The organism is Vibrio olivae (genome assembly GCF_042428525.1).
Lineage (GTDB): Bacteria > Pseudomonadota > Gammaproteobacteria > Enterobacterales > Vibrionaceae > Vibrio > Vibrio olivae.
Window position 1 is genome coordinate 1 of the sequence record NZ_JBHMEP010000021.1, and the last position, 13,294, is coordinate 13,294.

Here is a 13,294-nt window from a genome sequence, read left to right on the forward strand (position 1 = left end):
TATCCCGCATATCCCGCACATCCCGCATATCCCGCACATCCCGATTTCGGGGAGGTGGTCCGTCCCGCACATCCCTCATATCCCCGCAATCCCGCATACCTCTACATGTGATGCGCATCCCAACATATCCCTTATATCCCCATCAAATCCATTCATCGTCCCCTCACGACCTTCTCATTAATTTTATTATATTTGCGATATAATTAAAACATAACATATTATGAATAAACAAGTTGAATATATGGGGGGGGTATTTTAACCCTCAGATAAGGAGGGGGTATGTTTAGGCGCAGGACTTCTTCTCCCGGTAAGATCCACTACCGCGTTAATATAAACAAGAATATGTGTCTTGGCGCTGTAGATATATATATTGATGGGAAGCCATATCAATATGGTTTTAACAGATCTTATCTTGATATATATCGCGATAAGAAGATAAAAACTATAAGCATAAGTGGCCAGATATCATCTCTAAATCCGAAAAATGAGTACAATATTATTTTGGGCATAAGTGGAGGTATTATAGATGGAACCCTTACGTATCAATATAATTCGGGTATGCATTGCGAGTTGGCTAATAAGGTGATATACGGGAATAGGATAACTAATTTTGTTCCTGTAACGGTGATAGAAGATCCTGGGGAGATCATTAATTTCACTTACAGATCTGAATTACAGACTCAGGTTTTAGATGAAAGTCATGTAAGTTGGGATGGTGATTATGTATTAAACGATAATTGTATAGTAACTGATCTTTGTTCGGGATGTGAATCTTATGCCTATGGGAAAAGTTCTCATGGTAACTATCGAGTAACGGTAAGGATAGTGTAATCCCAAGGGAAGGAGGGAGACCTCGTCCTTCCGGGCCTCCCCCGCCCTACCACCGCCCCCCCGTTCTTTTTGGCTTCTCCATGTATTGTCTTTGACCGGATATCAAAAATTCATGTCTTTGGAACAAAACTACAATCATGTTTAGAGACACACTACATAAAATCAAGATCTTCTTCTGCGATGACGATATCGAGAAGATAAATGTAAGGGATAGTACGGTTATCCGCAACAACGAGATACATAAGATGTATGACGAGATACTTAATGAGCTAGGTGATTTGGCCACTGTCGTGTCTAGGAACTACGTGTATGGCAGAATAAAGGACAGGACGGGATTAAGTATCCGTCATATCAGTAGGATAATAAACCATACTAAAGTCGAGGAGATATGATTAAAGACGTAATGGAGAGGGATATGATAAATGAGATATCCACGTTGTTTGTAATGATATTCACGTCAGGGTTGATGTTTGTCATGCCGATATTAGATATAGGGTATAATGATATCCTTGTCATAATAGGATTCGGGATACTACTATCTTTTATGTTAACCATAATCCCGATCTTGCTTTCTTACGATATAAGGGATGAGATCATTGAGTTGATTGAGGATATGGACAGCCAGATCGTGGTAGACACTTCGGTATATAAAAAACGAACCTGCCCTAAGTAATTCCTAGGGCAGATATTAATCAATTTGACTTCAAATATGATTCTATTCTATCAGCGGCCTCATTAGGCGTATGTCCATCCCATTCCCATGCCGTATCAAGTTCAGGGATATTAAACAACTCCCAATACCGGTTCTCATAATGATTGGATATCTGTCCAGTTGGCAGTTCTGCCATTACGATAAACCATCCTCCACCGAAACATTCCTCACCATCATAATGCCTATGAGATTTACAGACCTTTATATCACCTTTAGCCAGCTCATTAAAGAAAGCTGCGTTATAAAGCATACGATACCTATATAGTTCGTTAAAGGTGTGATACCCATCAGATACATTACCCATATCATCCTCGGATGGATCATCAACCCTCTCATATATTTTATCAAACAGATCTTCTTTACACGTATAAATATTACCAGTTTCATCCTTGACAATATAATCTCCAATACTTACTTCGGTATAAAATTGTTCGTTTAATCTCACATAGCATACAGGAAAACAGTATAGATTAAAGTATCTTGCTTTGCCTATTTCAATGATACTTATTTTAGATATATCATCAACCAAATTCTTGACCTCTAATATATTTATCTATCAGATCTATTGATAGTTTAGCTCCCAGCTCCTCCTCCAACAGGTTAAGGTAGTTCCGATGCAGGCATCCTCCCCGCTCCACCTCCCTAAAGCCGGCCCCGTCCCGGATCCTGACCAGCCCTTTCTTTGGATCCATGTCGATCAGGTCTCGAAGCTCGTTCATGTTCTTAAACCTGTTTTCTATTATCTTAAATACATCGATCTTAGGTTTCTTATCCTTATCCTTGGACTTTATCTTAACTCTTCCACTCATGTTAATTATCCAGTAATTTTACATGTAATATGATTCATATTATTATTGCCGCAATAAGCGCGCATAGATACATAAGGAGAATACACTCTTCCACATATCGGACATCTCCATCCATACATAACAGGATTTGTTTGTTTGTCAATTTCTTTCAAGCCTTCATTAGTAGTGGATGATGTATTTTTATTTTCCATATCATTCGTTATTTATCTTATCTGTACTACCAAATCCATTATCCCCTCTATCAGACTTTCCAAGATCTTCTAATGACTTCACTTCTTCCCATACGATACGTTCCCTTCTACGAATAAGAAGTTGTGCTACTTTACCACCGACATTACAATAATAAGGACTATGTCTATCCATTTTTCTGTGAACTATTATAATCTCCCCGCTATATCCTTCATCAATGGTAGCAGGAGCGTTTTGCATAATTAGCTCGCTATTAGTAAAACCACTACGTGGACGGATTTCCATCTCATAATCTTCAGGTAGTGCTACATGTACACCAGTATGATATATGATTCTTCCATTATCAAGTTCTATATCCTTAACGAACAAATCCATACAAGCATCCTGTTTATGAGCGTATTCAGGTAGCTTAGCCCCCTCTTCTAGCCATATCTTGACCTTACACGTATCTATACCATCAAGTAACTCAACTGCCTCTTTATAGCTCATAGGTTGTTCTGAGGCTAATGAAATGGCTCTTGCCAATACATCTTTAATCTTGCTCATCGTATTTTATTTTTAAATTCTTTCCCCTTCGGGCATTGTAATTTACATTCCTCACCACAAGCGGAACAGTTGGGTCTCATTCCGGGCACCCCTCTTCCCCCGTACGGCCAGTAGGCATAATCGCAGACGCTCCAGAACGCCTCCATCGCCTTTATCTTGGCATCGACGGTTATCTTCTCCCTCACCTTTTTCATGCTTTTCCTGAACTCGTCTTTCATATCCTTCCCCTCTATCTGTCTAGCCTTACGTCTCTCATTCCACCAATTATAGTAGAATTTGTCAGCCATCTTATAGGCTTCCGGATCAAATTTATCACGGTGCAGGATAGGGGCGTCCTTGACCTTTCTCAAATTCCTGCCACAAACATAAGCAAGCCCGGCGTACGGAGGTATGTCCTTAGGATCAACCAACCCATCCGGTACGCAGTAGTAGAAGTAGTTGGGCCGGCCGTACCTGACCCAGTCCCCGGTCTCGTATAGGGCTTGCTTTCGGACCTCGAACCAGCCTTGCATTACTTGGTGCTTTTCCTGTTTCTCGAAATCCTTGTTATAGTCAGCTAATGATATCTTGACCTCAACCTCATAAGCGTACATAGATCTGGTTATAGCCAGATAATCAGACCCCCAGTTATAGACATATAAGTTGTTTATAATCCATCTAGGAGACACCAAGAACTGTCTGTTAAGGATATCCAATATCCCTCTCTCAGTATATTCAGCACCTTTATTTGATCGCCGTGTTCCCATCTCCATTAAGAGGATTATTCCTATATCCTACCGCCATTATAGCATTACCTATCAACATCCTCAACTTATCCATATCTTTATCATGGAACGAGAAAGTGGTTAAGATATGACCATTGGTCTTATCATAAGATTTTATCATCAACACAGCCACATACTCACCCATCATCTTTCCGTTCATAATATCAAGATCGATTATGCCGTGATCTATTAGATCAACCACATCCCATCCTGATGGCAGGTACTTTTTTATTTGATTAATATCCATACCAAATAGTTATTATAAATAGGAGGGTCGTGCCACCCTCCTATAGATACACACGAAAAATAGAACTGAAAGCGATCTTAAGCACGTAAGATTTTGTTGATTCCCGTATGCTGTCTACCGGTTATCGTTAATTACCGACCTACGGGAATATGTTTAAGAAAACACCATGTGGGGAGTGGGGGAATCGAACCCTTATCCACGCTACGATTAGGAATCGTAAATTCTATCCGTTAAATTAACTCCCCTTTAAGCGTCCTGATCCTCCAGGACAAGGACACTACATAAATCTAAACTCTAAACCTAATGACAAATTCTATTAATCCAACTGTGGACCCGGCCGGACTTGAACCGACAACCTGCTGGTTATGAGCCAGATGATCTAACCAATTGATCTACGGGTCCTAAATACACCACATCGTCTTTCACAAGAGGATGTGGAACGGAATTTCTCGAAGTTTATATAGTAACTTTATGAAACTATTGTCCAACATTCTAGCATATAGCACCAATCCTCGAACGGGAATGTCTCTATACCTGACCTACCCCATCCCGCCCCCCAACTGTTCTGTAGGACGAATCCGGCCTTGTCCCAGCCGGTGAGGATAACGGCATGACCTCCCAAGTTCTGTCCTTGGCCTTGCCAGAATCGATTACCATAATTATAGCAATACAGACCTATAACCAGAGGCCCATTCAGCATCAACGCTACCTTAGCCGATACCGGATCTATGATCCTAGCGTAGCTATTTATCTTCTCTCCGTCAACGCCAACTTTCTTTATAGCCTTGATAGCGTCCCGAAGAACCATCCCGTCCTGATCCTTATCCTCTCTCAGATCATATATATCGTAAGGAGAGATCTTAGCTGGTCTTTTGATATCCTTTATAGCTTTTCTCCAGTTAAGGATCTCAGCTAGACTTATGGCTGCGCAAATAGGGGAAGAACCTTGATCTACCACGCTATCGACGTTATTGATCTTATACTCATCAGGAACAGCCTCATGTTGCATATTCATGATAGCGTCCCTATCATCCGCTGGCGATGGTATGTAACCTAGTCCGTATTTCATTTCTTATCTTTTTTATGATAATCGATTATCTTGATATTAAACGTATCGGATCTCTGCCTTACCTGTATCGATCCCCTAGCCTTCCCCTTGGCGTCATACAAGGCAGTGAAGCCAAAGTTATCGACCCGGCCGTCGTCCAGCGTAAACCGCCACTCCTTCCATTGGCCCATCACGGTACCGGAAGACACTATGGAATCCACCACATAAGATATATCAGTAGTATCGTACTCCGTATAATAGGTTCTAGATGTACTACATCCGACAGCCGCTAAGGTAAATAACATTAACAAGAAAAACAAGATCTTATTCATTTTTCTTAGTCTTTTTACGTTTCTTAGATTTCTTCTTCTCCTCAGTTTTATTCTCGACATTTACGTCATTGCCGGCATCGACGCTAGTAACCTCAGAGATATTATTTTCAGGTATATCGATATGACCTGAATTAGGGTCCATCTTATCCTCCTCAACAATAACCTCATCAGACACATCACCATCTAAAGCCTCAGGATCAATATGATTTTCCAGATACTGGATACGATCTGACATAGCCTTATTTTGCTCCTCTATTTCCTTGTACCTTCTTCTAGCCTCATCGAGTAATTTAGATGATAGTTTATGTTTCTTCTCGATATCCATATAAGCCCTTTTAAGAGTCTCTTTATCTTTCACTGACTCATTATATAGCTCTCTTGATTTACTAAGCTCATTCCCCATCTTAACGATATGAGAATCCTTGGATTCTATATCCATATCAAGAGAATCCACAAGCGTATTAAGATATCTTTCTTTTTCCTCCAATTCCGTTATCTTACTACGAGCATCCTCATAATTTCTTTTTAATCTACTTGAATAACTAATAGCCTCATCAAGATCCTGTTTTAGAGTATTTATATAACTACTCTTTACTATCTTCAATCCGAACATCTTTATTACTGTTATAAGTTCTACGAATATCGGCCTTTATCTTGCCGACTATAATTAACTCAGCTATATGCTTATCTTTCTCGACTATAGCTATATCCTTACGGACATTAGTGACTCTGATCGTAATATTCTCGTTATTAGAGAAAACGAACGGTGATCCTACCAAAGTGAGGCCTGTATCGTTGGTGAACGATGGCAGCATCATAACCATCCCGACAGTATCATCCGGGAACGACGCCGATATGCCTGTGTCTATATCAAGAACATCACCTTGACCCAACGGGAAGGCATTACCTTGCTTGATAGGAATATCCTTTCCCAATGAGTTCCATGCCTTAGAGAATTTTAAAGAGTTGAGAAAAATTTTACCATCTTTCTCAACTATCCCTACCATTGGATCGCAATTCATGTGAACCTCATCAAGCTTATCATCCGGTTTTTCCTCAAATTCGTCAAGATCTCTGGATGATGTAAATGACTTACTCTCCAGAAGTTTTTTGATATCTTCAATCGTAGCCATACTATAATTTTATTATTAAATAAACGATCTTCAATCCTAACTTCAAATCAGATGTCTTTTCGAACATCTCCCTAAGAGGTAAGATAGTAGCGTCAAGATCTGACGCTACCCATTCTCCATCCTTATAATACATATTCTTTTCCTCGGAATACGCTACACAAGGTCGATGCCCTAAGTTCTTCATAACCGTATCTACCTTATTTTGGGTAGGCATCGAGACACGGTTCACTTTAGTAGATATATTAAAATTACTTTCCATTAAATTATTCATTTTCAATTAGTTAATCAAAAAGGTAGGTCACTATCGTCTCCAAAAGGAGGATATTGAGGAGGTTGTTGCTGACCTCCAAAAGAAGGAGCTTGGGCTGTCTGAGGCGGAGCCTGCTGGTATGATGGAGGAGGCGTCTGCGGCTGGGATTGCGGCTGATATGACAGTGGGGGCGTTTGCGTTGTAGCCTCACCAGCGTTGTTTTGGCTTGCCGACTGAACGGGTTTCACACCATCTGTCTTAATACTTTGAATATACTTATTAAGCACTTGATAGGCAAAAGCATCTTGAGCCGTATAATCAAACTTCTTATTCCCCATTATATCAGTACTCTCAACTCTGTCAGGCCATCCATTCTGACCATTCTTATAATATTGCTGTATAAGTTCATCCCTTCCATCAGGAGTTTCCCTAGCATATGAGATAAAAAAATTACCCGGGGCATATTGATCTCCTTTCCTAGCGTGAGCTGGATTGATTACCACCTTACGCTTTAAATCAATATTAGGCAAGTATCTCACCAATGACTTAACATAATTATTAATACCTCCTTTTTGAGTCATCAAAGGAACATTTATAATATAGTTTCCTTCGTCATCGCTTATTTTTATAGCTACGTATTTAGTTTTTGCCCCGTTATAGTCAACCTCCCTTATCTCAATATCTGATAAATATCCCTCTATACCATTCCAAAATACTTTCCAATAAGATACAGCCCCGGTCTTATCATTCACATGTTCCTCATAACCTTCTTTAGGCTCCTTGGATGATTGATAAAGAACTCCACCACCACTTATCTTAAAGTAGTGATTATTAGATCCTAGCGAATTTTCACGAACTCCCATATTATATATATTTAAAAATTAAACAATAATTGATGATGATAAGAAATACTCATTCTTATTATTTTCCCCATAAATCTTATTAAAATGAGATTTATGGTCATGCTCGATAACTATCCTATTATATGATATGCTTTTAACTATACCAAAATACCTACCACATAGCACATCGCATATAATATCATTACCGTTATGCGATAAAGCCGTAAGCCTTTCCTTACAAGATCTTCCATACATAGGGTTCTCTGACATAATACCACATCCTTTTTCAGTGAATATCAATCTACAATGATCGAACTCATTTACCTTGATATTATTCTGGAGGGCCTGGACGAGTAGATCCTTATCAAAGACATAGGTACTTGTTTTGACAAAATGCTCGTCCACGAACCTCCAGTTAGGATAATTACCGTCAAAGTGAATCTCATACATATCCATATCAGGGGTAGAGAAGTAAGTCCTAGTATCATCTACTTTGATAGACAACGTATCTAATGACTTATTTATATGTTTATCAAGTAATAAAGAGGAGGCGTTTGATACCGGGATAAATACCTTCTCTACCTTATCCTGATTAGGGATAAAATACCTGTAAATAGTATTCCTGTCAGTACTTACTATATTAATATTAATATCATCAATATCAATGACCACATTCTCTATGCAAGGATAAAGCTCGTTGATCTCCGTATAATTACTGGCCTTGTTAAGGACCGATACATAATCATTCATCTTAACATTAATACCTCCATCAGGGATATTATATACCATAGGGAAAGTATTTACGTCAAAGGCCGGACAGCTATACTCACCAGAGGCGTAGTATATAGTAATACTGTCCTTCTTATCGGAAAGCACGATCTTAATCTCACCATTCTTCTGTTTTTTTACAAACCTTATGAAAGAGCTTGCCTCTACCAAGAAAGAGAAGTTAGAATCAGACTCCACTTCCAGCTTCTCTATAACACATACCTTGGCGTTTACGGAAGTAATATAAGCTAGACTATTGATGATATCTATCTTAATATTCTTATAGAGTGAATTAGATCCGGCTTTTTTAACAACCAATTCTAATTTACTTAACTTCTCATTCAATGATTTCGACAAGCACTTAAATAACATAATGAACAACCTTTATATTACATTGCAAATGTAATCATAATTATATTAATTCAAATACAACAAACGCTTAATAGTATTAAAATAACTTAAACTTACGTCTAATATACTCGGCTATAAGCGTAGCATCGCACATTCCATCTTGTATTTTGGTAGGTTGAACTCCTTTACCTGACCATGGTTTTACGAAAGACACCAAAGGGAAAAGGCGTATGGCGCATCGGATGGAGGTAGCTTTCGTATCCAGCTTAGCCGCCGTATACACCCGATCGGCTGTCGTATGAAGCTCCTTCTGCCAGGTTTTTGGCTGTACCTCCTCGAACATGAACCTGACGTCCGGATGCGAGTGGTATCGCTCCATCATCTCCACCATCATAGCGAAGAGCGCGTTTGGTTCCCGGCGCCGTCCGCCGAAGGTGAAGTTGCTGGCGGCTGAGCTGTTGTGGATGCTGTGGACGTCCTCGACGGCGATCGCCAGCGTTCCCCCACCTTCTTCTTGGATTTTATCCGCTGCGTCAAGGAAGAAACTTGATATGGCCCTAAGATCTATATCCCCTTTAGCTGATATCCTTGGTGTCATGATTACCTTAATCTCTCCGTTCTCCGGGATCATAGACAATCCTCCGGTATCTATACCCGGATCTATACCTATCACCGCATTCATATTTTTAAGGTATATAATGAGTGAAAATCCTCCGGTCTAAACACCTGTATAGAGTTATCTGGATACAGACCTATATAATAACCGTAAAAAGCCCGTAAAACGCCATTTTCTAGTATTATATCCAAAGCCTTTACCTTATTACCATCAACCATAACATCAACCTCATCAGTCTTGTTAGATATCTTATCGAACCATTCAGGTACAGGATCAATACCGTACCTAAATGCGTTTACCGTTGATTTTATCGAGATATATGTTCCCATATTAGATAAGATTACAATCGTCTCGTTTAACAACCTTAAAATCGCCATTTCTAAGTAATATCGCTACATCAGATCTCGTATATGTGAGAGGCGTATACGATACCAAATGATAAGAAGCCTGTCCTGTCGCTGGTCGAACCGGTCTTAATACGGCTATGGCTATATCGCCGCCAAGTTCCGTACCACCGGTGACACCCTGTAGGCACATGTATATGAATCCCTCATACTCATATCTCTTCCCGATAAATTCACTCATGGGAATACCTACGAACAGATAGTTCTTTACATCCCCCTTCTTAACCTCGACAGCGTTCTCTACGCTGGATGGTATTACGTCTACAAATTTTACTCCTATTGCCATGATTACAAATTCAATTTAGTCCTTAACTCTTGACACAATTCTTGATTATCTCTCATGATACTTAACGTATTCTCAACGCCATTACCGACCCGGACATCCCCGTACCAGTACCATGATCCTTTACGGGTAAAGATACCGGTTTCCTCGCATAACTTCAAAAGTTCAAGTTCCTTGTCAAACCCCACGCCATAATACAAGGCTGTCTCGGCTATCTGGAACGGTACGGCGGTCTTATTCTTCAGCACCTTTATCCTGACCTCATGACCTACTGAAGATCCGTCCTCACCTAATATAACCTTCTTTCTCGCCATCTCCATACGGATAGAGGCATAGAACTTAAGGGCGTTACCTCCGGTCGTTACCTTAGGATCGCCGTATATAACACCGATCTTCTCCCGATATTGGTTGATGAATACCAGAACACAGTCGCTTTTGTTTACGATCCCTGTAAGAACTCTCATAGCCTTTGACATCAATCGAGCTTGCAATCCCATGTTACTATCCTCCATATCACCCTCGATCTCCTTCTTCGGGACTAGATTTGCCACGGAATCCACGACAATAAATCCTACCCTGCCGGACTCCACCAGCTTGGCCGTGATGTCAATAGCCAGCTCACCGTAGCTTGGCTGGGAGATCAAAAACCGGTTTATATCCAACCCCATTTTCCTAGCGTACTCAATATCGAAAGCGTTCTCCACGTCTATTATAGCTACTAGCTTATCTGGATGTTTTTTCTGGAACTCGATCATACTTAACGTACACATCATGGTCTTGCCACAAGATTCCATCCCGACCAGCTCATGGATGCGGCCTACCGCCCATCCGCCGCCGAGGGCCTTATCCACCACCAGCGATCCGGTACTTTCCCTTGGTATGGATATTATAGGCTTATCATCACCGAAGTTCATTATCGAGCCTTCTCCAAGCTCTTTATTTAAAGATGATACTAACTCATCTACGTCTGAAAAAAGTTCTTTCTTAGCCATTATAATCCGTATTCCTCGAAGTTGAATAAATCCTGTTGTTTCTTAATCATATCCTTCCCGATATCAGATATCTTTTCCGGATTCAATACACCCTCATTCTCATCCACCTTCTCTATAAAGTCAGATATCTTATCGCTTAGCAGTACCATATCTTCCTTAGGCACTGATTTTAGATAAAGCCCGTCTATAGACCTACATCTTGAAAGAGCGGTATATATCTGTCCTATCTCGAAGGCTCTGCTGATGTCTACAAATATATTATCTAAAGTCATTCCCTGGGATTTATGGACAGTTATGGCGTATCCTAACCTCAATGGATATTGTATTATATAGCCGCAAGAAATGCCTTCAAGGGAATCATCTACCTGCTTATACTTCATCTTCTCCCATTTCTCTTTGGTTATCTCTACCTCAGTATCGTTATCTAGATGAACATATATCGTTTCATCAACAGTATCTATGCTGGTTATGATACCCATCGAGCCATTGACATATCCATTGCCGTTTCTGGTTATTATGACCTTAGCTCCTACCTTTACTATAAGCTCATCCTCACAGGGCGCTACAGGTTTCTCCCCGAATACAGTAGCATCGAACTTAAATACCTTATTATTGATCTTATCAAGATTAGTCTTATTTATCTCATAAGCTTCTTTATTAGTTGAGCATATAATTATAGTATTATCCATATTATCCGGATACTTGACCCTACTATCCAATATCTGTCTTGACTCATCGGTAATAACCCCACATCTTATATCCTCAAGTACGGAAAGAAGCTGAGGATCTTTTTGACGGAATACGTTCTCGAAGGTAATGACCGAGAATCCTGACGCTCTTAATGCCTTTGATGAGAAAAAGAACCGGCTCTCATAATATTTGTCGATAAAATCATCCGCCGTCACCACAGGCGGTAGTTGTGATAGATCTCCAAACATAATCAACCTAACACCACCGAAAGGTTCCTTGCTACGCCTGCATTGTCTAAGTATATCAGCCACCTCATCAAGCAAATCAGGTCTTACCATACTGATCTCGTCGATAACGATAGTATCAAGGTTTCTGATCTTCTTCTTCATAAACGGACTTACATCCACCTTATTAGACAACATACCTCTCTCGATAGAAGGGATATAAGGATCGTTCTTTATAGAGAAAAACGAATGGATGGTCTGCCCTCCTGCGTTCAACGCAGCCACGCCAGTAGGAGCTACAATAACACATTTACCCAAGAACTTTACGATACGTCTCATGAACGTACTTTTACCACTACCGGCTCTACCGGTAATAAACAGATTCTCCCTAGTGGTGAAAATCTTCTTCAAGGCACGACCCTGCTCTACGTTTTTATCCACCGTCATAATATGACGAAGGAGGTCGTTTTCATTTCTAAAATCCTCTTTTACCATATCTTTTAAGTTTATGGTACAAAGATACGAATAGTTATAATTAACTATTAAAAATAAATGTGAATAATATGTAAATATTAAATTTTATATCTGATGCTCAAATCATCCAGCTTTACTCATCTCAGAAGATTTTTCTCCTAAAAATACATCTCTTATGTATTCTGTCGATATAAGGATATGCATATATTTCCCCTTGTATAATAGTCTTAAGCATCCGATAGTTACGTTCTTTCTGTCTTTGGTATTCACCACTCCATTGTTTTTTTTAACCTCGTCATACAAATCGGATATACTCTTCTTACACATGTCTAAGAACATGCTTATGTATCTGTATATAGTGGATTGAGATATTTCACGCATACCTATGCCTATGAGCTTCTTATTCAACTCATTAAGAAGGTATGCTACATTGAACTTAACTGTCTTTCTTTTAGTTACCTTGTATATGTGATGTACGTTTCTGGTTCTGGCTCTGAATATTATTTTGGAAAGGATTCTCACCCTATCAAGCTTCCGGCTTTTGTTAGCCATTCTTCGCCTAGAATCCGAATCAAGATTCTTATCAATGCAAGTGTATATGGATTCTCCTTTCTTTACAAACATATCCTTTATCCTTGGGACCTTACTAGCCTTATGCTTGTATTTTATGATATCTGACAATGCTATTCTGATCTCTCCTTCAGCCCAAGCCTTTAGACTTATAAGTTGGTAGTTTATATCTTCGTGAGAATCTCTTAATACATGTCGGTAGCAGAAATAAGCGCATCC

The 13,294-nt window shown here is 39.7% G+C and carries 17 protein-coding genes and 2 tRNA genes; 2 read left to right on the forward strand and 17 right to left on the reverse strand.

The annotated features are described in order from the left end of the window. The first annotated feature begins 279 nt into the window (after positions 1-279). Together ACFFUV_RS22740 and ACFFUV_RS22745 are read left to right on the forward strand one after the other, a co-directional pair. Positions 280-831 carry a hypothetical protein gene (locus ACFFUV_RS22740; RefSeq protein WP_390198012.1) on the forward strand — a complete coding sequence of 184 codons (552 nt, stop codon included), beginning with the start codon at positions 280-282 and terminating at the stop codon, positions 829-831. 388 nt (positions 832-1,219) lie between these two features. Beyond that, positions 1,220-1,504: a hypothetical protein gene (locus tag ACFFUV_RS22745; protein WP_390198015.1), complete on the forward strand. Its 285-nt coding sequence runs from the start codon at positions 1,220-1,222 to the stop codon at positions 1,502-1,504. A gap of 19 nt (positions 1,505-1,523) precedes the next feature. Here the strand turns inward: ACFFUV_RS22745 and ACFFUV_RS22750 are convergent, their stop codons facing one another. From ACFFUV_RS22750 to ACFFUV_RS22830, 17 genes are all read right to left on the reverse strand, one after another. After that, complete coding sequence (locus tag ACFFUV_RS22750) at positions 1,524-2,072, reverse strand: WDGH domain-containing protein (RefSeq protein WP_390198018.1); 549 nt, start codon at positions 2,070-2,072, stop codon at positions 1,524-1,526. Further along, positions 2,065-2,352, reverse strand: coding sequence for a hypothetical protein (locus ACFFUV_RS22755; protein WP_390198020.1), 288 nt, complete (start codon positions 2,350-2,352; stop codon positions 2,065-2,067). Before ACFFUV_RS22755 ends, ACFFUV_RS22750 begins: the two co-directional genes overlap by 8 nt. A 192-nt stretch (positions 2,353-2,544) precedes the next feature. Then, entirely contained in the window at positions 2,545-3,087 is a 543-nt protein-coding gene (locus ACFFUV_RS22760) for a dUTP diphosphatase (RefSeq protein WP_390198022.1), read from the reverse strand. Continuing rightward, a complete protein-coding gene (locus ACFFUV_RS22765; RefSeq protein ID WP_390198025.1) occupies positions 3,084-3,839 on the reverse strand; it encodes a hypothetical protein in 756 nt (251 codons plus the stop codon). The genes ACFFUV_RS22760 and ACFFUV_RS22765 overlap by 4 nt, the downstream gene beginning before the upstream one ends. Next, positions 3,811-4,098, reverse strand: a complete 288-nt coding sequence (locus tag ACFFUV_RS22770) for a hypothetical protein (protein WP_390198028.1) — start codon at positions 4,096-4,098, stop codon at positions 3,811-3,813. Before ACFFUV_RS22770 ends, ACFFUV_RS22765 begins: the two co-directional genes overlap by 29 nt. A 169-nt stretch (positions 4,099-4,267) precedes the next feature. After that, a tRNA-Arg gene (locus ACFFUV_RS22775) sits at positions 4,268-4,343 on the reverse strand. A gap of 83 nt (positions 4,344-4,426) precedes the next feature. Further along, positions 4,427-4,500, reverse strand: a tRNA-Ile gene (locus tag ACFFUV_RS22780). 67 nt (positions 4,501-4,567) lie between these two features. After that, positions 4,568-5,167 (reverse strand): hypothetical protein, encoded by a 600-nt coding sequence (locus ACFFUV_RS22785; RefSeq protein ID WP_390198032.1) that lies wholly within the window; start codon positions 5,165-5,167, stop codon positions 4,568-4,570. A gap of 303 nt (positions 5,168-5,470) precedes the next feature. After that, positions 5,471-6,082: a hypothetical protein gene (locus ACFFUV_RS22790; RefSeq protein WP_390198035.1), complete on the reverse strand. Its 612-nt coding sequence runs from the start codon at positions 6,080-6,082 to the stop codon at positions 5,471-5,473. After that, positions 6,063-6,611, reverse strand: a complete 549-nt coding sequence (locus ACFFUV_RS22795; RefSeq protein WP_390198038.1) for a hypothetical protein — start codon at positions 6,609-6,611, stop codon at positions 6,063-6,065. Before ACFFUV_RS22795 ends, ACFFUV_RS22790 begins: the two co-directional genes overlap by 20 nt. A 285-nt stretch (positions 6,612-6,896) precedes the next feature. Further along, the gene (locus ACFFUV_RS22800; protein ID WP_390198041.1) at positions 6,897-7,724 is read right to left on the reverse strand and encodes a hypothetical protein; all 828 of its coding nucleotides are present in this window, start codon (positions 7,722-7,724) and stop codon (positions 6,897-6,899) included. Between the two features lie 18 nt (positions 7,725-7,742). Further along, the gene (locus ACFFUV_RS22805) at positions 7,743-8,843 is read right to left on the reverse strand and encodes a hypothetical protein (protein WP_390198044.1); all 1,101 of its coding nucleotides are present in this window, start codon (positions 8,841-8,843) and stop codon (positions 7,743-7,745) included. A gap of 76 nt (positions 8,844-8,919) precedes the next feature. Further along, the gene (locus ACFFUV_RS22810) at positions 8,920-9,453 is read right to left on the reverse strand and encodes a RuvC family protein (protein WP_390198047.1); all 534 of its coding nucleotides are present in this window, start codon (positions 9,451-9,453) and stop codon (positions 8,920-8,922) included. Positions 9,454-9,768: 315 nt separating this feature from the next. Continuing rightward, complete coding sequence (locus ACFFUV_RS22815; RefSeq protein ID WP_390198050.1) at positions 9,769-10,128, reverse strand: hypothetical protein; 360 nt, start codon at positions 10,126-10,128, stop codon at positions 9,769-9,771. 2 nt (positions 10,129-10,130) lie between these two features. Next, positions 10,131-11,117, reverse strand: coding sequence for a recombinase RecA (recA, locus tag ACFFUV_RS22820; protein ID WP_390198052.1), 987 nt, complete (start codon positions 11,115-11,117; stop codon positions 10,131-10,133). Further along, positions 11,117-12,526: an ATP-dependent DNA helicase gene (locus ACFFUV_RS22825; protein ID WP_390198055.1), complete on the reverse strand. Its 1,410-nt coding sequence runs from the start codon at positions 12,524-12,526 to the stop codon at positions 11,117-11,119. Before ACFFUV_RS22825 ends, recA begins: the two co-directional genes overlap by 1 nt. A 102-nt stretch (positions 12,527-12,628) precedes the next feature. After that, positions 12,629-13,294, reverse strand: a 666-nt coding sequence (locus ACFFUV_RS22830) for a hypothetical protein (protein ID WP_390198058.1), incomplete at its 5' end; no start/stop codon positions are given.